This window comes from Micromonospora sp. WMMB482 (assembly GCF_019038635.1).
Taxonomy (GTDB): domain Bacteria; phylum Actinomycetota; class Actinomycetes; order Mycobacteriales; family Micromonosporaceae; genus Micromonospora; species Micromonospora marina.
The window spans coordinates 5,783,622-5,806,033 of the sequence record NZ_JAHOPD010000020.1 but is presented as its reverse complement, the minus strand read 5'-3'; the positions used below and the strand labels follow the sequence as shown (position 1 = coordinate 5,806,033).

The 22,412-nt window shown below is 73.4% G+C and carries 20 protein-coding genes; 6 read left to right on the top strand and 14 right to left on the bottom strand.

Annotated features, from left to right (window positions below; translation table 11 throughout):
- Positions 1 to 99 precede the first annotated feature (99 nt).
- Genes KSK32_RS28350 through KSK32_RS28340 form a run of 3 tightly spaced genes read left to right on the top strand, consistent with a single transcriptional unit; the run spans position 100 to position 1,953 of the window.
- The gene (locus KSK32_RS28350; RefSeq protein WP_216934244.1) at positions 100 to 1,143 is read left to right on the top strand and encodes a hypothetical protein; all 1,044 of its coding nucleotides are present in this window, start codon (positions 100 to 102) and stop codon (positions 1,141 to 1,143) included.
- On the top strand, positions 1,127 to 1,570 hold the full coding sequence (locus tag KSK32_RS28345) for a hypothetical protein (protein WP_216934242.1): 444 nt from the start codon (positions 1,127 to 1,129) through the stop codon (positions 1,568 to 1,570). Before KSK32_RS28350 ends, KSK32_RS28345 begins: the two co-directional genes overlap by 17 nt.
- Positions 1,570 to 1,953 carry a hypothetical protein gene (locus KSK32_RS28340; protein WP_216934240.1) on the top strand — a complete coding sequence of 128 codons (384 nt, stop codon included), beginning with the start codon at positions 1,570 to 1,572 and terminating at the stop codon, positions 1,951 to 1,953. The genes KSK32_RS28345 and KSK32_RS28340 overlap by 1 nt, the downstream gene beginning before the upstream one ends.
- Positions 1,954 to 1,969: 16 nt before the next feature.
- On the opposite strand, the gene KSK32_RS28335 is transcribed toward KSK32_RS28340, so the two are convergent.
- Positions 1,970 to 2,746: an SDR family oxidoreductase gene (locus tag KSK32_RS28335; RefSeq protein WP_216934238.1), complete on the bottom strand. Its 777-nt coding sequence runs from the start codon at positions 2,744 to 2,746 to the stop codon at positions 1,970 to 1,972.
- A gap of 138 nt (positions 2,747 to 2,884) precedes the next feature.
- Between KSK32_RS28335 and sigJ the strand changes: the two genes are divergently transcribed.
- On the top strand, positions 2,885 to 3,745 hold the full coding sequence (sigJ, locus tag KSK32_RS28330; protein WP_216936407.1) for an RNA polymerase sigma factor SigJ: 861 nt from the start codon (positions 2,885 to 2,887) through the stop codon (positions 3,743 to 3,745).
- Between the two features lie 39 nt (positions 3,746 to 3,784).
- On the opposite strand, the gene KSK32_RS28325 is transcribed toward sigJ, so the two are convergent.
- The gene (locus KSK32_RS28325; RefSeq protein WP_216934236.1) at positions 3,785 to 4,108 is read right to left on the bottom strand and encodes a nuclear transport factor 2 family protein; all 324 of its coding nucleotides are present in this window, start codon (positions 4,106 to 4,108) and stop codon (positions 3,785 to 3,787) included.
- A gap of 10 nt (positions 4,109 to 4,118) precedes the next feature.
- Complete coding sequence (locus KSK32_RS28320; protein ID WP_216934234.1) at positions 4,119 to 5,351, bottom strand: SLC13 family permease; 1,233 nt, start codon at positions 5,349 to 5,351, stop codon at positions 4,119 to 4,121.
- Between the two features lie 107 nt (positions 5,352 to 5,458).
- On the opposite strand from KSK32_RS28320, the gene KSK32_RS28315 reads away from it, so the two are divergent.
- A complete protein-coding gene (locus KSK32_RS28315; RefSeq protein WP_216934232.1) occupies positions 5,459 to 11,233 on the top strand; it encodes a TIR domain-containing protein in 5,775 nt (1,924 codons plus the stop codon).
- A gap of 71 nt (positions 11,234 to 11,304) precedes the next feature.
- Here the strand turns inward: KSK32_RS28315 and KSK32_RS28310 are convergent, their stop codons facing one another.
- The 9 genes from KSK32_RS28310 to KSK32_RS28270 form a co-directional block, all read right to left on the bottom strand.
- The gene (locus tag KSK32_RS28310; RefSeq protein WP_216934230.1) at positions 11,305 to 11,952 is read right to left on the bottom strand and encodes a GNAT family N-acetyltransferase; all 648 of its coding nucleotides are present in this window, start codon (positions 11,950 to 11,952) and stop codon (positions 11,305 to 11,307) included.
- Positions 11,953 to 12,212: 260 nt separating this feature from the next.
- On the bottom strand, positions 12,213 to 13,448 hold the full coding sequence (locus KSK32_RS28305) for a ricin-type beta-trefoil lectin domain protein (RefSeq protein ID WP_216934227.1): 1,236 nt from the start codon (positions 13,446 to 13,448) through the stop codon (positions 12,213 to 12,215).
- Positions 13,449 to 13,562: 114 nt separating this feature from the next.
- A complete protein-coding gene (locus tag KSK32_RS28300; RefSeq protein WP_216934225.1) occupies positions 13,563 to 14,843 on the bottom strand; it encodes an MFS transporter in 1,281 nt (426 codons plus the stop codon).
- A complete protein-coding gene (locus KSK32_RS28295; protein ID WP_216934223.1) occupies positions 14,840 to 15,415 on the bottom strand; it encodes a helix-turn-helix domain-containing protein in 576 nt (191 codons plus the stop codon). Before KSK32_RS28295 ends, KSK32_RS28300 begins: the two co-directional genes overlap by 4 nt.
- 47 nt (positions 15,416 to 15,462) lie before the next feature.
- Positions 15,463 to 16,011, bottom strand: a complete 549-nt coding sequence (locus tag KSK32_RS28290) for a DinB family protein (protein ID WP_216934221.1) — start codon at positions 16,009 to 16,011, stop codon at positions 15,463 to 15,465.
- Positions 16,012 to 16,054: 43 nt separating this feature from the next.
- Positions 16,055 to 16,546, bottom strand: coding sequence for an SsrA-binding protein SmpB (smpB, locus tag KSK32_RS28285; protein ID WP_018784184.1), 492 nt, complete (start codon positions 16,544 to 16,546; stop codon positions 16,055 to 16,057).
- Positions 16,519 to 17,187 carry a lysoplasmalogenase gene (locus KSK32_RS28280; protein ID WP_216934219.1) on the bottom strand — a complete coding sequence of 223 codons (669 nt, stop codon included), beginning with the start codon at positions 17,185 to 17,187 and terminating at the stop codon, positions 16,519 to 16,521. The genes smpB and KSK32_RS28280 overlap by 28 nt, the downstream gene beginning before the upstream one ends.
- Positions 17,184 to 18,011, bottom strand: coding sequence for a sterol desaturase family protein (locus tag KSK32_RS28275; RefSeq protein WP_216934217.1), 828 nt, complete (start codon positions 18,009 to 18,011; stop codon positions 17,184 to 17,186). The genes KSK32_RS28280 and KSK32_RS28275 overlap by 4 nt, the downstream gene beginning before the upstream one ends.
- Positions 18,008 to 18,736 carry a FadR/GntR family transcriptional regulator gene (locus tag KSK32_RS28270; protein WP_216934215.1) on the bottom strand — a complete coding sequence of 243 codons (729 nt, stop codon included), beginning with the start codon at positions 18,734 to 18,736 and terminating at the stop codon, positions 18,008 to 18,010. The genes KSK32_RS28275 and KSK32_RS28270 overlap by 4 nt, the downstream gene beginning before the upstream one ends.
- A 137-nt stretch (positions 18,737 to 18,873) precedes the next feature.
- On the opposite strand from KSK32_RS28270, the gene htpG reads away from it, so the two are divergent.
- Positions 18,874 to 20,766: a molecular chaperone HtpG gene (gene htpG / locus KSK32_RS28265; protein WP_216934212.1), complete on the top strand. Its 1,893-nt coding sequence runs from the start codon at positions 18,874 to 18,876 to the stop codon at positions 20,764 to 20,766.
- A 408-nt stretch (positions 20,767 to 21,174) separates the two neighbouring features.
- Here the strand turns inward: htpG and KSK32_RS28260 are convergent, their stop codons facing one another.
- Together KSK32_RS28260 and KSK32_RS28255 are read right to left on the bottom strand one after the other, a co-directional pair.
- Positions 21,175 to 21,873 (bottom strand): SDR family oxidoreductase, encoded by a 699-nt coding sequence (locus tag KSK32_RS28260; protein WP_216934211.1) that lies wholly within the window; start codon positions 21,871 to 21,873, stop codon positions 21,175 to 21,177.
- Between the two features lie 31 nt (positions 21,874 to 21,904).
- Positions 21,905 to 22,381, bottom strand: coding sequence for a helix-turn-helix domain-containing protein (locus KSK32_RS28255; RefSeq protein ID WP_216934209.1), 477 nt, complete (start codon positions 22,379 to 22,381; stop codon positions 21,905 to 21,907).
- Positions 22,382 to 22,412 lie beyond the last annotated feature (31 nt).

The window sequence follows — 22,412 nt, the reverse complement described above, 5'->3', positions numbered from 1 at the left end:
CATACGATTCGATGCCACGCCGCCGTGGCTAGGCTCCTCGCGTGTTCTCGCTGAGCAGTCCACATCAGACGGAAGCCGACCGGCCGATCGGGCCGCGCCATGGGTGAGCCGGACGAGTACTGGACGGACGTGCGGGACCGTTGGTCGCGGGTCGTGTCCGCCGTCGACAACTCCGGCGCCGGCCACTCGGGTGGCGGGCGGGTGTCGATCGCCGAGACCACGCGACGACCCACGAGTGACATCATTCCGGTGTTGGTGGCGGGCCAGCGCGGGGTCGGGAAGAGCGCGCTGTACCAGGCGTTGCTCGGCGACAACGGCTACATCCGGCGGCGGGACGAGGACCATGTGCCGCACCGCCTCGTGCTCGCGGCCGGCCGGCGCCAGGCCCATGTGACGCTGGTGGTGAGCCCCGGCCAGACCGCGGGCGGCGACTACTCCTCCGGCGAGGTGGACAAGTGGGACGCCATGCTCAAGCCGCCGAACCACCCGACGGGCGTCATCTACGTCGCCGCCGCCGGGTACGACGAGCCGTGGGATCCCCGCGAGGTCAACGTCCTCGAGGAGCGGCGGCAACGGCGTGAGGACGAACTCCGCCGGCAGGTCGAGGCCCGGCTCTGGGAGCAGTGGCAGGCATCCCTCGACGCGACGCCCACCGAGGAGGAGCGGCGGGACCGGGCCGAGCAGATCGCCCGCGAGGTCGAGGCGGCGATCCCGTCGCCGTCCGAGCAGCTCTGGGCGCAGAACCGGAACGTCGAACTCGAACACTTCTCCCGGTTCTGCCAGAACCTGCTGCCCTGCTGGGTCGACAATCCGGCCGCCAAGGACCTCTGGTTCGTCCTGGCGGTCACCAAGGCCGACCTCTACTGGACCGACCAGCTGGGCCAGGTCGAGGAGTACTACCTGCCGGGCGCCGACGGTGAGCCCACATCGGACTTCCAGCGACAGTTGGTCACTCTCATCCGTGCCTTCGGCCACCGCAATCGCCCCCGGCTGGCCGTGCTGCCGGTCGCCGGCCGCCGGCAGGACTACCGCTTCATCCCTGGGATCGGTGAGAAGCAGGCGATGTTCGACGACATGAAGTTCGCCGCGGTGCAGCGGAGCTTCCGGACGACCGTGGGAGAGTTCTGTGGGCTGGGATCCTGAGCGGGGCGGTGACCTGTCCGGCCCGGAGTTCGAGCGGCTCCTCGGCGGCGCGGAGCACCTGCTGACCCGGGTGGACGCGGCGCGGGAGCGGCTGCGCTGGTACGAGGCACTGCGGGCGGTCGTCCTGGCCGTACTGGTCCTCGTGGGCCTGGTGACGGCCGTGTCGGCGTCCGACTGGTGGACCGGGGCGGGCGTCGCGGCAGGTGCGACGGTGGTCGTCGCGTGGTTCGCCGCGACCTTCCGCCGAAGCGTCGTCAAGCCGCTACTGAGCCAGATCTACCGCGACGAGAAACTGATGGTCGCCACCGTGAACATGCTGCGTGAGCTGCTGCCGCTGCTGAGCCACGACGAGCGGTGGAGCGAGGTGAGGCAGGATCGAAGCCGCCTGCGTCTCGGCCGCTTCCCCATCGAGCCGCGGGGCCTGTGATGGCGCGGACGGAGAACGCGGCAGACGGTCGGCGCGAGGCCGGCATCTGGCTCGTCGCCGGACGCGTCGGTGTCGCCCTCGGTGTGGTCAACGGGATCGTGCAGGTCGTCCGTACCGTCGTCGCCGGGCGGGCCGGCCTGCGAGGCGTGGTCACCGACGGGTGGGTGCTCGGCAGCGCGGTGCTGACCGGAGGCTTCGCCCTGGTGTTCGGAGCGGTGATGGTGCTGTACGCCCGCTTCTGGTTCCGGTCGAGCCCGTTCGACGACTTCCGCCCGGACCGGCAGGCCGTACGCCGGCGCATCGACCGTGGCGGCTGGAGCCTGGCCGGGCTCGGCGCGGTGATCCTCGCCGCCACCGGGGCGGCCTGGTTGACCCTTCGCTGAGCGGCGCTCCGGCGGCTCAGGCGACCGGCCGCGACGGCATTCGGTCAGCCAGAAAATCGGTCCAGGTCCGCACACCTCTCGCGGCGCCCGGCCGGGCCAGGTTCGCGCCTTCCCGGTACGCCCGGCCGACCCGGCCGGGAAGGCGCACCGGCAGCCGTGCCCGGCGCTTCCCGGTGGCCGCCAGGTATCCGGCCAGCAGGTCACCGATGCCGTACGTGTCCGGCCCGGCCAGGTCCGGCACCAGCCCGGCCGGTGCGCCGAGCGTGAGTTCGGCCAGCCGGGCCCCCACCTCGGCCGCGTCGACCGGCTGCAACCGCAGGCCACCCGGAACCGGCACCACCGGCGGTCTCGTCATCGCAGTCAGCATGGTGAACACCAGGTCGTGGACCTGCGCGGCGCGCAGCACCGTCCACCCGACGCCGGAGTCCGCCACCGCGCGCTCGGCGTCGAGCCTGGACCGGATCCAGGCCAGCGGCACCCGGTCGACGCCGGTCACCGAGATGTGCACCAGGTGGGCCACACCGGCCCGGCGTGCGGCGCGGGCCAGGTGGGCGGTGGCCCGGTCGTCGCCCTTCGCGCCGCCGGCCAGGTGCAGCACAGAGGACACCCCACTCAGGGCGGGGCCGAGGTCCGCGCCGCTGAGCAGGTCGGCGGCCACGTGGGTGACACCGTCGCCGGGCCGCCCGCCGCGCCGGCTGAGCACGCGCACCGGGTGCCCGGCGGCGCGCAGCAGCGGCACGACGTGCCGGCCGATCGTGCCGGTGCCGCCGGTGACCAGAATGGGTGCGTTCATCGTCGTCCTCCCGTTGTCGGTGCTGCCACCTCGACCGGTGCCGGCCTGCCGACGTGACAGGTGTGACGGCTGTCACCTGTGGTCACATCGGTGACCCGGCGCGGGTCGAGTCGACGTGCGGGAGGGGAGGCTCAGGTGATGGACCTGGCGGAGCGGTTCGAGGGCGAGCGGCCACGGCTGCGCGCGGTGGCGTACCGGCTGCTCGGGTCGCTCACCGACGCCGAGGACGCGGTGCAGGAGACCTGGCTGCGGCTGTCCCGCACCGACGCGGACACCGTGGAGAACCTCGACGCCTGGCTCACCACTGTGGTCGCCCGGGTCAGCCTCAACACGCTGCGGTCCCGCGCCGCCCGCCGGGAGGATCCGCTGGACGTACGCCTGCCCGACCCGGTCGTGGACACCGGCGCCGGCGACCCGGCGCACGCCGCGGTGCTCGCCGACTCGGTGGGGCTGGCGCTGCTCGTGGTGCTGGACACGCTGACCCCGGCCGAGCGGCTCGCCTTCGTGCTGCACGACATGTTCGGCGTGCCGTTCGGCGAGATCGGCCCGCTCGTCGGCCGCTCGCCGGTGGCGGCCCGGCAGCTCGCCAGCCGGGCCCGCCGCCGGGTACGCGGGCAGGCGCCCACCCCCGATCCGGACCTGTCCCGGCAGCGGGCGGTGGTCGACGCCTTCCTCGCCGCCGCCCGGGACGGTGACCTCGACGCGCTGATCGCGGTTCTGCACCCGGACGTGGTGCTGCGCTCCGACGCCGGGAACGCCCGCGCCCGCCACACGGTCGTGCTCACCGGCGCGACGACCGTGGCGGCGCAGGCCACCACGTTCGGCCGGCTCTTCCCGCACGCCCGGCCGGTGCTCGTCAACGGCGCCGCCGGGGTGCTGGTGACCGCCGGGGGCCGCCCGCTGTCGGTGATGGCGTTCACCGTCGCCGGCGGCCGGATCGCCGCCGTGGACGTGATCGCCGACCCGCACCGGCTGGCCGCGCTCGGCCTCGCCGGCTGACCGGGAGCCGCGAACCGTCTCGGTCTTCCCGAGCCGGGTTCAGGGGGCGATGCGCAGCCGGCGGATGTGGGTGTCGTCGTACTCCTCGAACCGGAACCGCAGCCCGGCGAACGGGCTGCCGGGGAAGTCGCCGCTGATCGTGGCCGTCACGACCGTCCCGGCCGGCGTCTGCTCGACGTCGGTGATCTCGTACGACACGAGCGGCGTGCCGCTGCGCCAGGCGCGGATCTCGTCGATCCCGCGGTGGGTGCGTCCCTCGTCCTCGACCACCGCGTCGTCGGCGAACAGCGCGAGGTAGGGCTCCCTGTCGGCCTGGCCGGCGAGGGCGAAGTAGCGGCGGACGATCTCGGGCGCGTTGCTCATGGGGGTGATGCTAGGCGCCGGGACCGACAAGAAGTGCCGTAACGGTGGCGGCGGTGGCGAGCACCGCGAGCGCGGCGCTGGTGGCCACGAACCGGCCCAGCGGCACGGCCACCCCGGCGGCCCGGCAGCGTTCGTACCAGATCAGTGTGGCCAGCGACGCCCACGGCGTGGCCAGCGGACCCACGTTCGTGCCGATCAGCAGCGCCAGCAGCTGGGTGTGCCGGTCGGCCGCGATCACCGCCTCGCCCGCCAGGTACGCGGGCAGGTTGTTCACCACGTTGCTGAACAGCGCGCCGACCGCGCCCGCCCGCAGTGCCCCCTCCGCGCCCGGGTCGGTGCCGATGAGCGTGCCCATGACCGTGTCCAGGCCGTACCGGCCGATGGTCTGCACCACCAGGAACAGCCCGGTCACGAACACCAGCAGCCGCCACGGCACCAGCGCGAGCCGCAGCCGGTGCCGGGCGCGAACCGCGAAGCCGGCGACCAGGATCGCGGCGGCCACCCCGGAGGCGATGCCGATCTCCACCCCGGCGAGGATCCCGGCGACGAACAGCAGGCAGGCCGCGAGCGCGGTGCGGTAGAGCACCCGGTCCGGCGGCACGTACGGCGCGGGCGGGACGAACGGGTCGGTACCGGCGCGCGCCGGACGCCAGTACCACCACCACAGCAGCAGCGCGGTCACCGCCACGGCGACCAGCTGCGGCCACCACATCCGGGCCGCCCAGGGCACCGGGTCCAGGCCGACCCGGTCACTGGCCAGGATGTTCGTCAGGTTGGACACCGGCAGCAGCAGGCTGGCCGTGTTCGCCAGCCACACGGTGGTCATCGCCAGCGGCGTCGGCGGCACGTTCAGCGCCCGGGCCAGCGCGATCATCACCGGCGTGAGCAGCACCGCCGTGGTGTCCAGGTTGAGCGCGATCGTGGTCACCGAGGCGAAGCCGACGCAGAGCCAGAACAGGGCCCGGAAACTGCCCCGCGCGGTCACCGCCACCCGGGTCGCGAGCGCGTCGAACACCCCGGCCACGGCGGTCAGCTCGGCCAGCACCACCACCGTGCCGAGGAAGATCAGGATGGGGATGATCCGCCGCATCGTCGCCTCGGCGTCGGCGCGGGGGAGCAGCCCGGTGAGCACGCACACCACCCCGAGCACGGCCAGCCCGATCGCGATCCAGTCCAGCACGTGCAGGCGGCCCCAGCGGGAGCGGTCGGGCACGGCGTTCGGCGGATCGCCGGGGGTCTCCACGAGGGATGATCCTCGCACATGCGGGCGCGGGCGGAGGTGCCCGGCCGATCGCGATCCGAGCTGCCGAGGGTGTCGATCTGTTGACCGTCGGTGGCCATAATGACCATGTGGTTGTAGGCGCGCACCCCACCCGGTCCGACCGCCCCATCGACTTCTTCATCAGCTACTCGCCCGCGGACGAACGCTGGGCGACGTGGCTGGCGTGGGAGTTCGAGGCGGCCGGCTACCGCACGTTGTTGCAGGCGTGGGACTTCGTGGCAGGCACCAACTTCATCGACTTCATGGACCGCGGCGTCCGTGAGGCCGAGGTGGTGGTGGCGGTGCTGTCGGAGCGCTACCTGCACTCCACGTACGGCAAGCTGGAGTGGCAGGCCGCGCTGCGCGCCGACCCGGACGGCACCGGCAACAAGCTCGTCACGGTACGCGTCGAGGACTGCCCGATCGACGGCCTGCTCGCCACCATCACCTATGTGGACCTGGTCGGCGTGGACGACCCGCTGCAGGCCCGCAACCGGGTGCTCGACCGCATCCGGGAGGCGCTCGACGGCCGAGCCAAGCCGATGCGGCAGCCGGCGTTCCCGCACCACCCGGCCGACCCGCACGGGGTGCTCGCCGCGCCCGCCGCCGGCGCGCCCGCGCCCCGCCGCGCCCGGCGTACCCCGATCAACCCGCCGCCGTTCCCGCCCGCCGCCGCGGCGCCACCGACCGCCCGGGACACCGTCACCGTGCTCCAGGTCGCCGGGCCGCGCTTCGGCCGGGGCGTGATCACCCCCGGCGCGCCGGTCACCCCGGGCGAGGTGCAGGAACACCTGATGGGTGACCTCACGCTGCTGATGAACGACGGTGTGCCCCGGCCGGACCTGCTCGTCGTCGCCGGCAACCTCACCGAGTCGGGCAGCCCGCGCGAGTTCTCCGACGCGCTGAGCTTCCTCACCGGCCTGCGGGTGCTGCTCGGGCTGGAGCCGCACCGGCTCGTCGTGGTGCCCGGCCCGCGCGACGTGACGATGGCGGCGTGCCGTGCGTACTTCGCCACCTGCGAGGCCGACGACGTCGACCCGCAGCCGCCGTACTGGCCGAAATGGCGGCACTACGCGCGCCTGTTCGACGACCTCTACCAGGGACTCGACGACCGGATCTTCGACAGCGAGCAGCCCTGGACCCTGTTCGGCGTGCCCGACCTGCGGGTGGTGGTGGCCGGGCTGAACTCCACCATCGCCATCACCCACCGCGAGGAGGACCGGTACGGCTTCCTCGGCGAGGCGCAGTCCAGCTGGTTCGCCCAGCGGCTGCGCCACTACCAGCAGTCCGGCTGGCTGCGGCTGGGCGCGATGGCGCACGCCCCGGGGCCGCGCAGCCCGTACGCCGACGAGGTGCCGCCGGACCCGGTGTCGCTGCGCGACCGGGGCGCGGTCAACCGGCTGGTCGGCCCGATGCTCAACCTGCTGCTCTCCGACGTCGCGCCGTCGGCCCGGGTGGACCCGGTGGTGCCGCTGGCCGCCGCGCCCCGCGACGGCCGCGCGCAGGTCCTGCGGCTCGGCGCGGACGGGATGACCCGCTGGGTGCTCGGCCGCGACGACCGGCGCGACGGCGGCGCGCTCACCGCGGTGTCCTGGCCGCACGCGGAGGCGACCTTCGGCGCGTCCGGCCCGGCGCAGGTGCCCGACCCGCGCCGCCCGGCCGCCGTCGAGGGGGCCACCCAGGGCGCGGCGGCGGCCGCCGCTCCGGTCGCCCCGGTCCAGCGGCTGCTGGACCGGCTCGCCGAGGTCTGCGAGGCCCGTTACGACCGGGTGGTGGTGCGCCGCGTCGACACCGACCCGCCGCACCTGTACATCAGCTACCGCTCCGACGGAGTGGTCCGCCAGCAGCGCGTCGGCGCGCACGTGGGCACCCCCACCGCGGCCGACGTGGACGTCTTCGCGCGCCGGGTGCACGCCACCGACCCGGACATCGCCTCCGAGCTGGTCTACGACGGCGACCGGGTGCCGCGCGGGCTGGCCGAGGAGGCGCAGCGGCGTGGCGTCCGCGTGCTGCACCTGACCGAGTTCCAGGGCCTGCTCGACCTGCGCGAGTACGTCGCCGCGCAGACCGCCCGGCTCCAGGCCGACCGGCTCTACCCGCCCGGGCAGTACGTGCCGCAGCGCTTCCGCCACCTCGTCGGCGCCGACCAGCGCGTCCGCGACGACGTGGTGGACGAGCTGCTGGAGACCGTCTCCGCGCCGGACGGCCGGTTCGTACTGGTGCTCGGCGACTTCGGCCGGGGCAAGACGTTCGCGTTGCGGGAGGTGGCCCGCCGGCTGCCCACCGCCGCGCCCGATCTGATCCCGATCCTGGTCGAGCTGCGCGCGCTGGACAAGGCGCACTCGGTGGACGGCCTGGTCGCCGCGCACCTGGCCAACCACGGCGAGCAGGTGATCGACCTCAAGGCGTTCCGCTACATGCTGCGCCAGGGCCGCATCGTGCTGCTGTTCGACGGCTTCGACGAGCTGGTCGCCCGGGTGACCTACGACCGGGCGGCCGACCACCTGGAGACGCTGCTCCAGGCCGCCGAGGGCAACGCGAAGATCGTGGTGAGCAGCCGGACCCAGCACTTCAAGACCAACTCGCAGGTGCTGACCGCGCTCGGCGAGCGGGTCGGCCTGCTGCCGCACCGGCGCGTGCTGGCGGTGGAGGACTTCACCCCCGGGCAGATCGAGGCGTTCCTGCGCAACCGGTACGGCGGCGACGAGCAGGCCGCTCGCGAGCGGATGGACCTGCTCGCCGGCGTGAAGGACCTGCTCGGGCTCTCCCGCAACCCGCGCATGCTCGGCTTCATCGCCAACCTCGACGAGGGGCGGCTCGCCGCGGTGGCCGGTGCGGGCGGCACGTTCAGCGCCGCCGCGCTGTACCGGGAGATCCTGGAGTCCTGGCTGGACTTCGAGGAGCGCCGCACCCAGGGCATCCCGGGCGCGCCGGTGAGCCTGCGCCGGCCCGAGCTGTGGCAGGCGGTGAGCCGGCTGGCGTTCCAGCTGTGGGAGAGCGGCGAGGCATACCTTCGCCTGGCCGAGCTGGCCGAGTCCACCGGCCAGCTCGCCGGCCGGGCCGACTCGCGGCTGTCCGGCCCGCAGGCGGCGCACGCGGTCGGCGCGGGCAGCCTGCTGGTCCGTACCGACGACGGGCTGTTCGGGTTCATCCACACCTCGGTCATGGAGTGGCTGGTCGCCGAGGGGGTGGCCGAGCAGATCAACCGGGGCGAGGAGCCGGCCGCGCTGGCGGTACGGTCGCTGTCCGCGCTCGCCGTGGAGTTCCTCGGCGACCTGGCCGACCCGGCCCGCTGCACCACCTGGACCGCCCGGGTGCTCGGTGACGAGTCGGCGGGCGAGACGCTGCGCGCCAACGCGCTGCGGCTGTCCGCCCGGCTGCGCCTGCCCGACCGGGCCGACCTGCGCGGCGCGGTGCTGCGCGGCGAGGACCTGTCCCACCGCGAACTCGCCGGCGCCGACCTGACCGGCGCCGACCTGACCGACGCGCGGCTGGTCGCCACCAACCTGACCGAGGCGCGGCTGGAGCACGCCCGGCTGCGCGGCGCCCGCCTGGACCAGGCCCGCCTCGCCGGGGCGGACCTGCGCGACGCGGAGATGGCCGGGGCCCGCCTGTTCCGTACCGATCTGCGCGGCGCGCGCGTGGCCGGCAGCAGCTGGCACCGCACCGCGCTGATCGACGTCAGCGCCGACCCGTCGCTGCTGCGTGCCCCGGAACTGCGCGGCGCCGTCGTCGCGCCGGGCCGGCCGGTCGCGCCGGGCCTGGCCCCGCCCGCCGTGGGCGTCGGCTACGGCTTCGAGGTGGGCCGGCTGCCCGTGCCGGTGGCGTACAGCCCGGACGGCGCGGTGCTCGCGGTGGGCAGCGACGACGGTGGTGTGCTGCTCTGCGACACCGCCACCGGGCTGCCGGTGCGGACGCTCGCGGGCCACCGGTCCCGGGTCTACGCGGTCCGCTACGACGCCGCCTCCCACCAGCTCGTCACCGGCTCGGCCGACCTCACCGTACGGCTGTGGGACGCCGACCACGGCGACGTGCGCCACGTCATCGAGGACGTCTTCACCGGCTGGGTGTGGCCGCTGCTCACCGACGGCCGCCGAAGCCGCCTGGTGGTCGGCGACGCCGCGGGCGTGGTGCGGCTGTACGACGTCCGCGGCGCCCGGCTGCGCCACGAGTGGCCCGGCCACGTGGCGCCGATCTGGGGCACCTCGTTCAGCCCGGACGGGCGGCGGGTGGTGGTGGCCGACAGCGCCGGCGCGGTCCGCGGCTGGGACATCCCCACCGGCAGGCTGGCGTTCGAGGTACGCGAGCCGGAGGTGGTCTACCGGGTGGTGCACTCGCCGGACGGCCGGCTGCTGGCCGCCGTCGGTCAGCACGGCCGGATCTGGATCCGCCGGGCCACCGACGGCGAGCTGCTGCGCGCGCCGCGCGGCCACGAGGCCGACGTGTACGCCCTCGACATCCACCCCGACGGGACGCTGATGGCCACCGGCGACACGCACGGCGCGCTGCGGCTGTGGGAGACCGAGACGGGCCGTCCGGTGCGGGTGCTCGGCCGGCAGCGCGGCGCCATCTACAGCGTCCGGTTCAACGGCGACGGCAGCCTGCTCGCCACCGCCGCCAGCGACGGCGCGATCCAGCTCTGGGACACCGACGACGGGCAGGTGCGGCACGAGCTGACCCGGCACCGCGGCTCGGTCTGGCCGGTGGTCTGGCGACCGGACCAGAACCAGGTGGCGACCAGCAGCAACGACGGCACCACCCGGCTGTGGGACGTCCGCACCGGGCAGCTCCAGCACACGCTGCGCGGGCACGGCCGGCGCGTCACCGCGCTGTCGTTCCGCGACGACGGCGAGGTGCTCGCCGCCTGCGGCAACGACGGCGTGATCCGGCTCTGGGAGCCGCGTACCGGCCGCCTGCTGCGGCAGCTCGCCAGCCCGGCCGACCGGCTGCTGTCGGTGGTGTTCTGCCCCGAGGAGCCGCTCGTGGCCACGCCCAGCGGCGACGGCGGCGTTCACCTGTGGAACACCGACACCGGCGCCGACGAGCGTGAACTCAACGTGGACACCGATCACGTCTGGGCGGTCGCGTTCAGCCCGGACGGGGACGCCCTGGCCACCGCGAACGACGACGACACGGTGCGCCTGTGGTACCGCCGTACCGGCCGGCACTTCGCCACGCTCACCCCGCACCGGGGACGCGTGCGCACCGTCGCGTTCAGCCCCGACGGCGAGACCATCGCCACCGGCTGCGACGACCAGATGGTACGGCTCTGGGACGCCGCCACCGCCACCTGCCGCCTCACCCTCGAACACCACACCGACCGGGTCTACTCGGTCGGCTTCAACAGCGAGGGAACGCTGCTCGCCAGCGCCGGCAACGACGGCACGGCGGTGATCTGGGACGCGGTCACCGGCGAGCGGCGTCTGGTGCTCACCGAACACGACGGGCGGCTCTGGTCCTGCGCGTTCAGCCCGGACGGCAACCTGCTCGCCACCGCCGGGGACGACCTGGTGATCCGGCTCTGGGATCCGGTCACCGGCCGGCTGCACGGCACCCTGGCCGCGCACACCCGGCGCGTCTGGTCGGTGCACTTCAGCCCGGACAGCAGCCTGCTCGCCAGCGCCGGTGACGACGGCACGGTACGGCTGTGGGACGTGGCGGACCCGGAGCACGCCCAGTTGCGGACCACGCTCATCGGCCTGCCGGACGGGTGGGCGGCGGTCAGCCCGGACGGCCGGTACAAGCTGGACGGCGACGCGGGCGGCCAGTTCTGGCACGTCATCGGCACGTGCCGCTTCGAGGTGGGGGAGCTGGACCCCTACCTCACCCAGGTCCGCCGCCTACCGGTGGACGCCCCCTTCTGACCCTCGCGCACTCCGGGTGACCAAGGAGTTCGTGTCCGGGTTCGACGTCGTCTCCGACGCGAACTCCTTGGTCAACTCCGGGCAGCCGGGGGTGGCGGGGCAGTTGCACCGGTCCAGCGGACCTCGCCGTCCTGCCACACGTCGGTGGGGGTCAGGCCGCAGGCCGTGGCCACCGCCGCCGACGCGCGGTGGCCGGGATGGATGTGGGCCATGAGGGTACGCACACCGCGCCGCCCCAGCCAGCCGGCCATCCCACGGGCGGCCTCGGCGGCGATCCCGCGCCCCTGCCACTGTGTGCCCACCACCCAGGCGATCTCCGCGACCGGTCCCGCGGCGGCCGGTGTCGCCTCGTCGAGGTGCCGGTGGCCGACCACGCGAGCACCAGCCGTTGCGGTGTGCCGGGACGGACCGACCGGCGCGGTGACGGTGGCCTGGACGAAGCCGGCCAGCCGGCCGTCGTCCCGGAGCTGGATGACCCAGTTGCACCACGACTCGGCCGGGTCGGGCGAGCCGGCGACAAGCCGTTCGTAGCGGGCCCGCAACGCCGCCGGGGTGGCGGGCTCACCGCCGATGTACGTGTGCAGCGCCGGGTCGGCGAGTACGGCGGCCATCTCCTCGGCATGCCCGACACCCAGCGGCAGCAGGTTCAGCCGTGCGGTGGGGATGAGCTCCGGCGTGCATCCGCTCATCGACGTCAGCGCGCCGGTCAGTTCATCCATGATCGCGCTTCCGGGAGATCGACGACCTGGTCTCGCGGGAGCGAAACGGACCTCACGGTACCCCAGACCGCAACGCCATTCGTGCCCCCGGCGAGGCAGCCAGCCCTCGCGATCTTGCGGTTTGCGCCCGGGCAGATGGGGCATTTGCGTCACCGCTCGGGCCGAAAGTGCAAGATCGCGGAGGAGAGGGTGGCGGGGAGGAGAGGAGCGGGCGACGCCGGGGCGGGCGGGGGGCCGCCCGCCCCGGCCCGGGACACCGGTCAGCGGCGCCACTTCTGGTTGGCGGCGCCGGTGCAGTCCCAGATCTGCAGCCGGGTGCCGTCGGCCGAGCTGGGACCGGTGGCGTCCAGGCACTTGTTCGCCTGGGGGTTCACGATGTCCCCGGCCGCGCTGAACACCCACTTCTGCGCGCCGGTGCCGTTGCAGTCGTAGAGCTGCACCTTGGCGCCACTCGCTGTCGATCCGGCGGCCACGTCGAGGCACTTGCCCAGCGCGCGTACCGAGCCGTCGGCGTTCCAGGCCCAGCGCTGGGCGGCGGTGCCGTTGCAGGTCCAGAGCTGCACCGGGGTGCCGTTGGCGGTGCCGGCGCTCGCCACGTCGACGCACTTGTTCCCGTACCCGACGATCTGGCCCACGGTGCCCCCGCCGCCGTTGTCCCACGCCTGCACGCGGACGTAGTCGATCGTCATGGTCTGCGGGAACGTGGTGTTGCCGTCCGGCGAGCCGGGCCAGTTGCCGCCGACCGCCACGTTCATGATCATGAAGAACGGGTGGTCGAAGACCCAGCGGTTGCCGCCCAGATCGGCGGGCGTCTTGCGGGAGTATGCGACACCGTCGAGGTACCAGGTGATCGAGTCCGGCGCCCAGTCCACTGTGAATGTGTGGAAGGCGTCGGCGAGCGCCTGGCCGTTGGGTAGCGAGGTGGACGCGCCGACGCTGTTGCCGCCGGAGTAGCCGGGGCCGTGCAGCGTGCCCCAGACCGTGGACGGCGCGTAGCCGACGTTCTCCATGATGTCGATCTCGCCGCTGCCGGGCCACGGGTTCGTGCCGATGTCGTTGCCGAGCATCCAGAACGCCGGCCACAGCCCCTGCCCGCGCGGCACCTTGATGCGCGCCTCGAACCGCCCGTACGCCTGGGCGAACGTGCCGTTGGTGAGCAGCCGGGCCGAGGTGTACTGGCAGCTTCCGTACCAGCAGGAGTAGCCGCCGGGGTTCTCCCTGCGGGCGGTGATGACCAGGTTGCCGTTGCCGTCGAGCGCGGCGTTGCGGGTGCTGTTCGTGTAGTACTGGAGCTCGTTGTTGCCCCAGCCGCCGCCACCGATGTCGTAGCGCCACTTGTTCGCGTCCGGGGCGGAGCCGGCGGGGCCGTTGAAGTCGTCGGACCAGGTGACCGCGTCGGGGGCGGCGACCGCGGGGGAGTGCGGGACGACGGCGAGGGCGGCGGTGAGACCGACAGCCGTCACCGCCAGGGCGGCGAGGGTACGGATGGTGCGCACGGGGCGCCTCCTGCGGGGATGGTGGTCGTTACCGTCACGGCGGCCGGCCCCGCCCGACGGTTAACAAACCATACAAATAGACTTCGATGAAGGTATGAACGAAGCCGGTCGATGTCAAGAGAGCGTTTCCGGCTGGCGCTCCGACGTCGGCCCGGGCTCCCGCTGGCGCACCACAGGGGGCCGGCGCATGTCCCGCCACGGGCCACCCAGCAGTGGCGTCAGCACCACCAGCAGGTAGCAGGCGCCCATCACGACCAGCGTGGACGTGGGGCCGAACCGGTCCGCGGCCAGTCCGGCGCCGACCGCGCCGGCCGGCATGGCCGCCCACGCGCCCGCGCCGATCACGCCGTACACCCGGGCCCGCATGGCCGGCGGCACCCGCTCCAGCTCGACGGCGCCCATCAGCGGGTTGAGCGAGCCGGCGGCCAGCCCGGCCAGCGCCACCACGGCGACCACCACCGGCAGCGGCGGCGCGGCGGCGAGCGCCCACAGTGGCGGCGCGCCGCACAGCACGTACGCGGTGACGAACGTGGCCCGACGGGGCAGCCGGTGCCCGATCGCGCTGAACACCAGCGAGCCGACCAGCGCTCCACCGCCCATGACGCCGACCAGCAGGCCGAACGCCGCCGGACCGCCGAGCTCCCGTTCGGCGACCACCGGCAGCAGCACCTGGCTCTTGGCCGCGTCGAACAGGTTGGTCACCAGCACCAGCAGGACCATGGCGCGCAGCAGCGGCTCGCGGACCAGGAAGCGCAGCCCGGCCGCGAACTGCCGCCAGTAGCCCCCGGCCTCCGGCTCGCTCTCGTCGCCGGACGGGTTCAGGCCGCGCGGCACCAGCAGCGTCACCGCGAGCGCCGACACCGCGAACGTCACCGCGTCCACCGCGAGCACCGGCAGCGCGCCGAACACGCCGACCAGCAGGCCGGCCACCGGCGCGCCGATCATCCGGGCCCCGCGCGAGGTTGCCTCCGCCCAGCCGACGGCCCGCTCGATCGGAACCCCGGCCGCCTCCGCCGCCTCCGGCAGCAACGCCGTGCGCGCGGTCTGCCCCGGCGTGTCGAGCAGCCCGCTGACGAAGACCAGGGCCAGCAGCGCCGGGAACGGCAGGCCGACGGTGGCGTGCAACAGCGGTACGGCGGCGATCGTCACGCCGGAGATCGCGTCGGCGAGCACGCTGGACCGCCGGTAGCCGATCCGGTCGACGAGCACGCCGCCGAACGCGCCGCCGAGCACCACGGGCGCGGTGGCGAACGCCCCGGCCAGTCCGGTGGCCGCCGGTGAGCCGGTCTCGGCCAGCACGTAGAGCGGCAGTGCGATGAGCGTGAGTACGTTGCCGGTCAGCGAGACGGCGTGCCCGATCAGCAGCCCGGCCAGGGGCCGGCGGTCGCGGTTCACTGCGGCCCCCGGTACGCCTGCCAGATCAGCGTGACCATCTCGGCGCCGGGCCGGCCGGGTGTGCCGCGTTCCTGCCAGCGCCGGCCGAGCGCGGACAGCTCGTCGCGCAGCTCGACCAGTTCTGCCGGCGTCAGGCGCAGCACGATGTCGCTGCTGGTGGTGCCGCGGACCCACGCGGGGTCGAGGCTCGCCTCGGCGTCCAGATATGCCTGGTAGCGGTCCACGTAGCGCTGCATGGCGGCTTGGCGCAGCAGGTTGCCGGCGAGCCGGCGCTCCGGGTCGTCGAGCAGTTCGAGCGGATCCCAGTCGGTGGTGGCGTGCGCCGCCCGCCACCACCGCTCGCGCCGGTCCCGGGCCAGCTCGGGAGCCGCGGTCACGAAGCCGTGCTCGGCGAGCTTGCCCACGTGGTAGCTGACCGAGCCGACCGCCTCACCGGTCCGCTCGCTCAGCATGCCGACCGTCTGCGGGCCGCGCAGGCGCAGCTCGCCGAGCAGCCGCAGCCGGGTGGGGTGGGCCAGTGCCCGCATGGCTCGCGGGTCGCTCACGCGCCGGTTGCCGGTTCCGTCCGTCATGCCGCCAGGCTAGACCGACAAGGAATGATGTACAAGTATTCTTGTATTTATCGCGTTGCCTCCGGCGTGTGGCGGTACAGGTCGCGCAGCAGGCAGACCTCGGCCAGGTGGTGGATCACCTCCCGGTTGATGTGCAGCACGAGCGTGACCATCGGGACGTCGGCGAACGGCCCCTCGGCCGGGCCGCAGGGGCGGGCCAGGCCGTCCTCGCCGAGCGCCTCGACCCCGGCCGTCCAGGCGGCGTACTCCTCGTCGAGCTGGGCCAGCGCGCCGGCCGCGGTCGGGGAGTAGGGGAACGAGGCGTAGTCGGTGGGCGCGCGGCCGAAGTGCGACGCGTTGCGCACGGCCAGCACGCCGACGATGACGTGGGCGAGCCGCCAGGCGATGGTGGTGAACGGCGGCGGTTCCGGCTGCGGCATCGCGAAGTCGATCGCCGGCGTGCCGCCGCCGGCGCGCGGGCGCAGGTTCCAGCAGCCGGGGACCGGCTCCCACAGGTACTCCGCGTCGGTGAGCCCGGCGAGGCGGTCGCGCAACTGGTGGGTCCAGTGCCAGGTGAGCTGCTCGCGGAGCAGCGGGTTCCAGGTCAGGTCGGTCATGGGCGCCAGCGTGCCACCGGCCTGGGACAGAAACGCGGTGCGCTCAGCCCCGCCGCGCCGCCGTCCGGCCCTTGAGGCGGCGGCCCATCTCCCGGGCGATCTCCTTCTTCGCGTCCCGCTCGGCGAGCGCCTGGCGCTTGTCGTACGACCGGCGGCCCCGGGCCAGGCCCAGCTCCACCTTGGCCCAGCCGTCGGCGAAGTACATCGACAGCGGCACCAGCGTGATGCCGCCGTCGCGCAGCTTCTCCAGGATCCGGGCGATCTCCACCCGGTGCAGCAGCAGCTTGCGGGTGCGCCGGGGCGCGTGGTTGGTCCAGGTGCCGAAGCCGTACTCGGCGATGTGCAGGCCGTACAGCATGATCTCGCCGTCGCGCTCCTGGGCGAACGCGTCGACCAGTGACACCCGTCCCTCGCGCAGCGACTTCACCTCGGTGCCGGCCAGCACGATGCCCGCCTCGTACGTCTTGAGGATGTCGTAGTCGTGCCGCGCCTTCTTGTTCGAGGCGATCAGCTTGCGCCCGTTCTCCCTGGCCACGCGAGCAGGGTACCCGCCGTCGGCGGCTGCGGGCCGGGCGCCGGGCGCGTCGCGGCCACCCAGCCGGTGGTGATCAGCAGCAGCGCGGCGCAGTAGGTGGTCATCACCAGCAGGCCCCGCCCGGGCAGCTCCACCCCGGCCGCCCTCACGCCGATGAGCAGGTCGGAGACGAGGAAGAACGCCCCGCCCGCGGCGACCCGCGCCGACACCCCGGTCGCGGCGGCGGCCATCAGGCACAGCGCCAGGCTGTAGCCGAGCACCGGCAGCCGCAGCGGCCCGAGCATGCCCCAGAGCAGCGCGTTCGCGCCGGCCCAGGCGAGCAGGTAGCCCGCCCACGCCACGACCGGCGCGCGCCGGTGCCGCGCGAATGCGGTGAGAAACGCGAGCTGGGTGACCAGGAAGAAGCCCATGCCGGCCAGGAACGCGGTGTCTCCCGGCAGGAGCAGGGCGACGTCGCCCGCGGTGGCGGCGACCAGGCCGGCCGCCACCGCGTCGACGCGGCGCCGGTGCGCCCAGAGGTACGCCAGGAGCACCGGCGCGAGCAGCGGCTTGGCCAGCCACTGGAGCATCGTCGAGTCGAGCGCGACCCCGGCGAGTTCGACGGCTGCGACCAGCCCGAACAGGGGCAGCAGCCGCCTCATCGGGCCGGCTGCCAGCCGGGACGGCCGAACAGGTAGCCCAGCCGGTGCCGCCAGCAGTCGGCCCGGCGTACGTCGGACCAGATCGCGGCGAACTCGTGGGTGGCCACCCGCAGCGGGTTGTAGGTGCCGATGTTCTTCGTGAGGCCGTAGCGGACGGTGGCCCCCTCCGGCTCGAACGTGCCGAACAGCCGGTCCCAGATGATCAGGATGCCGCCGTAGTTGCGGTCCAGGTACTCGGTGTTCGAGCCGTGGTGCACCCGGTGGTGCGACGGCGTGTTGAAGATCCACTCGATCGGCCGGGGCAGCACCTTGATCCGCTCGGTGTGCAGGAAGAACTGGTAGAGCAGGCTGACCGACTGCTGGAGGAAGATCATCCACGGCGGGATGCCGAGCAGCGCCAGCACCAGCCAGAACGGCAGCGAGGTCATCGGCGTCCAGCTCTGCCGCAGGGCGGTCGAGAAGTTGTAGTAGACGCTGCTGTGGTGCACGACGTGGCTGGCCCAGAGCACGCGTACCTCGTGGTGCGAGCGGTGGAACCAGTAGTAGGCCAGGTCGTCGGCGAAGAACAGGATCACCCAGGTCCACCAGTCGCCGGGGGACAGGTGCACCGGCGCGACGGTCCACAGCGCCGCGAACACACCGACGGTGAGCAGCTTCCACGGGAAGCCGATGATCTGGCTGCCCATCCCCATCGACAGGCTGGTGGTGGTGTCGCGCAGCTCGTAGCCGCGTTCGTCGTCGTCGGGCAGGAAGCGGTAGGAGACCGCCTCGACGACGATCAGGAGCAGGAACGCCGGGACGGCGTACAGCACGGCGGGGATCATGCGCGCGCTTCCCTTCCGGTGGTGGGGGTGGTGGGGGTGGTGACCGGCGCGGTCAGCAGCGCCCGGGCGTGCCGGGCTGCCGCCTCGCCCTGACCGGAGGCGACCGACGCGGCGAGACGGCGGTGACCGGCCACGTCGAGCAGTTCGGCCGCGCGGGCGTCCGGGGGGACGTCGCCGACCGCGAACGTGCCGGCCACCAGGCTGTTGAACGCGAGCTGGTAGGCCGTGTTGCCGCTGCCGCGTACGACCAGCCGCCAGATGGCGATGTTGACCTCGCTCATCCGGTCCAGGTCGGGGGCCAGGTCGCCGTACTCCTCGGCGGCCCGGACCAGGGCGGCGACGACCGCCGGGTCCGCGCGCTCGGCGCAGAGCCGGGCCGCGTCGATCCCGACGCAGGCCCGCATCTCCAGCATGTCGCGCACCAGCGTCTCGACCGGGAGCACGTCGGCGGAACGCGCCAGGGACAGCGCCAGGTCCAGCCCGGCGTGCACCCGCCAGTCCAGCACCCGGGTCGCGCCGCCCTGGCTGACCCGGACCAGGCCGAGCTGTTGCAGACGGCGCAGCGCCTCCCGGACCGCGTGCCGGTTGACGGCGAACGCCCCGGCCAGTTCCCGCTCGCCGGGCAACGTCTCGCCCGGCGCGTAGCGACCGGACACGATCGCGTCGCGGAGTCGGCCGAAGACGTGGTCGGAGACCGAGACGCGAGGCGCGGGATCGAAGGTCATGCGCTGCAGTGTGGCCCCGAACACATCAACCCGTCAACTGGTTGTACCAGTGGATTTCGGGGGCGGCCGGTGCGTGCCGCAGTGGTCACCCCTCGTATCCTTTCCGCCGGAGGACCGCCAGAGGGAAGGGAGTCGGTGTGAGCGACCGGGTCGAGACGTTGGAGTTCCAGGCCGAGGCCCGTCAGCTGCTGCAGCTGATGGTGCACTCGATCTACTCGAACAAGGACGTCTTCCTGCGCGAACTGATCTCGAACGCGTCCGATGCGCTGGACAAGCTGCGGCTGGAGTCGCTCGTCGACAAGGATCTGCCGGCCGACACCTCCGACCTGCACATCGGGATCGAGGTCGACAAGGACGCCCGTACGCTCACCGTGCGGGACAACGGCATCGGCATGACCCGCGACGAGGTGGTCGGCCTGATCGGCACCATCGCCAAGTCCGGCACCGCCGAACTGCTGCGCAAGCTGCGCGAGTCCGCCGACGCCGCCGCGTCCCAGGAGCTGATCGGCCAGTTCGGCGTCGGCTTCTACGCGACCTTCATGGTGGCCGACAAGGTCACGCTGCTGACCCGCCGCGCCGGGCAGTCCGGCGGCACCCGCTGGGAGTCCGCGGGCGAGGGCACGTACTCGATCGAGGAGGTCGGGGACGCGCCCCAGGGCACCTCGGTCACGCTGCACCTCAAGCCGGTCGACACTGAGGACAACCTGCACGACTACACCGCCGAGTGGACGATCCGCGAGATCGTCAAGCGCTACTCCGACTTCATCTCATGGCCGATCCGGATGACAGTCGACAAGCCCGGCGAGGACGGCGCCACCACCCGCGAGGAGCAGACGCTCAACTCGATGAAGGCGCTCTGGGCGCGCTCGCGGGACGAGGTCGACGAGGCCGAGTACAAGGAGTTCTACCGGCACGTCGCACACGACTGGGCCGACCCGCTCGAGACGATCCACATGCGCGGCGAGGGCACCTTCGAGTACGAGGCGCTGCTGTTCCTGCCGTCGCACGCCCCGCTCGACCTGTTCTCCCCGCAGGGCCGCCGCGGCGTGCAGCTCTACGTCAAGCGCGTGTTCATCATGGACGACTGCGACGCGCTGATGCCCAACTACCTGCGCTTCGTCAAGGGCGTGGTGGACGCGCACGACCTGTCGCTGAACATCTCCCGGGAGATCCTCCAGCAGGACCGGCAGATCCGCGCGGTGCGCCGCCGGCTGGTCAAGAAGGTGCTCGCCACGCTCAAGGACATGTCCGCCGAGTCGTACCGCACGTTCTGGACCGAGTTCGGCGCGGTGGTCAAGGAGGGTCTGCTGGAGGACCCGGACAACACCGAGACGCTGCTGGAACTGGTCCGTGCCGCCAGCACCCACGACCCGGCCGAGCCCACCACGCTGCGCGCGTACGTGGAGCGGATGCGCGACGGCCAGACCGAGATCTACTACGCCACCGGCGAGAACCGGGCCACCATCGAGAACTCGCCGCACCTGGAGGCGTTCCGCGCCAAGGGCTACGAGGTGCTGATCCTCACCGACCCGGTGGACGAGGTGTGGGTCGAGCGCGTCGGCGCGTACGACGGCAAGACGCTGCGCTCGGTCGCCAAGGGCCAGGTGGACCTGGAGACCGAGGAGGAGAAGGAGAAGGCCGAGGCGGAGCGTCAGGAGTACGCCGACCTGCTCACCTTCCTCGGCGGCGCGCTCGCCGACAGCGTCAAGGAGGTGCGCCTGTCCACCCGGCTGACCACCTCACCGGCCTGCGTGGTCGGTGACGCGCACGACATGACGCCGACGCTGGAGAAGATGTACCGGGCGATGGGCCAGGAGGTGCCCCGGGTCAAGCGGATCCTGGAGCTGAACCCGGCCCACCCGCTGGTCACCGGCCTGCGCAAGGCGCACGGGGAGGGCGGCGACACCGCCGCGCTGACCGAGACCGCCGAGCTGCTGTACGGCATGGCGTTGCTGGCCGAGGGCGGCGAGCTGGCCGACCCGGCCCGGTTCACCCGGATCCTCGCCGACCGCCTGGCCCGCGGCCTGTAGCCCGACCCGGCTCGGCTCGCCCGACTCGACCCGGCCCGACCGGCTTGATCGACTCCATGACGCCGAGGTGGCGGTATCGGAATGCCTCCGATACCGCCACCTCGGCGAGCTGGTGTGGATCAAGCCGCTCGTGTCCCAGAGTGGGGAATGCCGGTCCCAGATGGAGGGACGTGGCGCTCTCGGCGAGTGAGTGCCCCGGCGGGGGTGGTTCTGCGGACGCCCGCGTCGGCCGGGGCAGCGCGTGGATGGGCCGGGGTGGATCTGGTGAGGGCTGGGTGCGGCGAGCGCCGGGCGGTGCAGGGTTGTGCCGGGGTCGCTGATCGGATGTCCGGGGCGGTTGTCGTGACGGCCGCTTGACGGGCACCGTCTCGCCGGGGTGACGTCGCCACCTCGGCGAGACGGGTCCGCTCAGGGGAGCGCGGGGTAGAGCGCGGCCACTCCGCCGGACAGGCCGGCCTGGACCCGGCGGGCGACGTCGTCGGCCAGGATCTCGTAGCTGTCGGACTCGATGCCGTCGGCCGCGAGCCGGGCGACCTCGGCCGGGTCGGCCTTCGGGCCGGGCACGGCGGCAGCCATCTCGGTGTCCATGTAGCCCACGTGCAGGCCCGCGACGCGGACGCCCTGGCCGGCCAGCTCCACGCGCAGGGCGTTGGTCATCGACCACTCGGCGGCCTTCGCCGCGCCGTACGCGCCGACGCCGGGGAACGTGAACCAGGACAGCGCGGACAGCACGTTCAGGATCGTGCCGCCGCCGTTCGCAGCGATCCGGGGCGCGAACGCCCGTACCACCGACAACGTGCCGAGATAGTGCGTCTCCAGCTCCAGCCGGATCTGTGCGAGGTCGCCGTCGAGCAGGCCGGTGCCGGTGCTCACGCCGGCGTTGTTGACCAGCAGCGTCACGTCACCGGCCCGCTCCGCCGCAGCGGCCACCGACGCGGGGTCGGTGATGTCCAGGCGTACCGCTGTGACGCCGGGCAGGTCCACGGTGTCCGGGTTGCGGGCGCCGGCCCAGACGGTGGCGCCGCGGGCGACGAGTTCGGCGGCCAGGTGCCGGCCGAAGCCGCGGTTGGCGCCGGTGACGAGGGCGGTGCTTCCAGCGATCTTCATGTCTCGCTCCGAGAGGTGGTGGGAAGGGAGGTCAGGCGGACAGCAGGCCCGGTCCGGGCAGGACGGCCAGTTCGCCGGGCGGTACGTCGTGCCCGCCGTCGCAGCGCAGCCGGGCGTGCACCGCCGACCCGCACCCGTCGTGGGCCACCCGGACGGCCGGGCCGGCCGCGTCGGCGGCGTACGTGTCGCCCCACTGCCGCAGCGCGACGAGCACCGGGATCAGGTCGCTGCCCTTGGCCGTGAGCACGTACTCGTCGCGGGTGCGCCGGCCGGGCTCGCGGTAGGGACGCCGGTCGAGCAGCCCGTCGGCGACGAGCTGCTTGAGGCGTGCGGCAGCCACGGGCTCGCTGACGCCGGCCCGCCGGGCGAAGTCGTCGAAGCGGCGGGTGCCGAACGACGCCTCCCGCAGCAGGAGCAGCGTGGTGCGGTTGCCGACCACCTCCAGGGCCCGGGCGATCGAGCAGTTGGCGGTGGACCAGGAGTCACGCTGCGAGAGGAGGTCCGTCATGCCGTCGACGGTACCCCCTGACTTAGGGAAT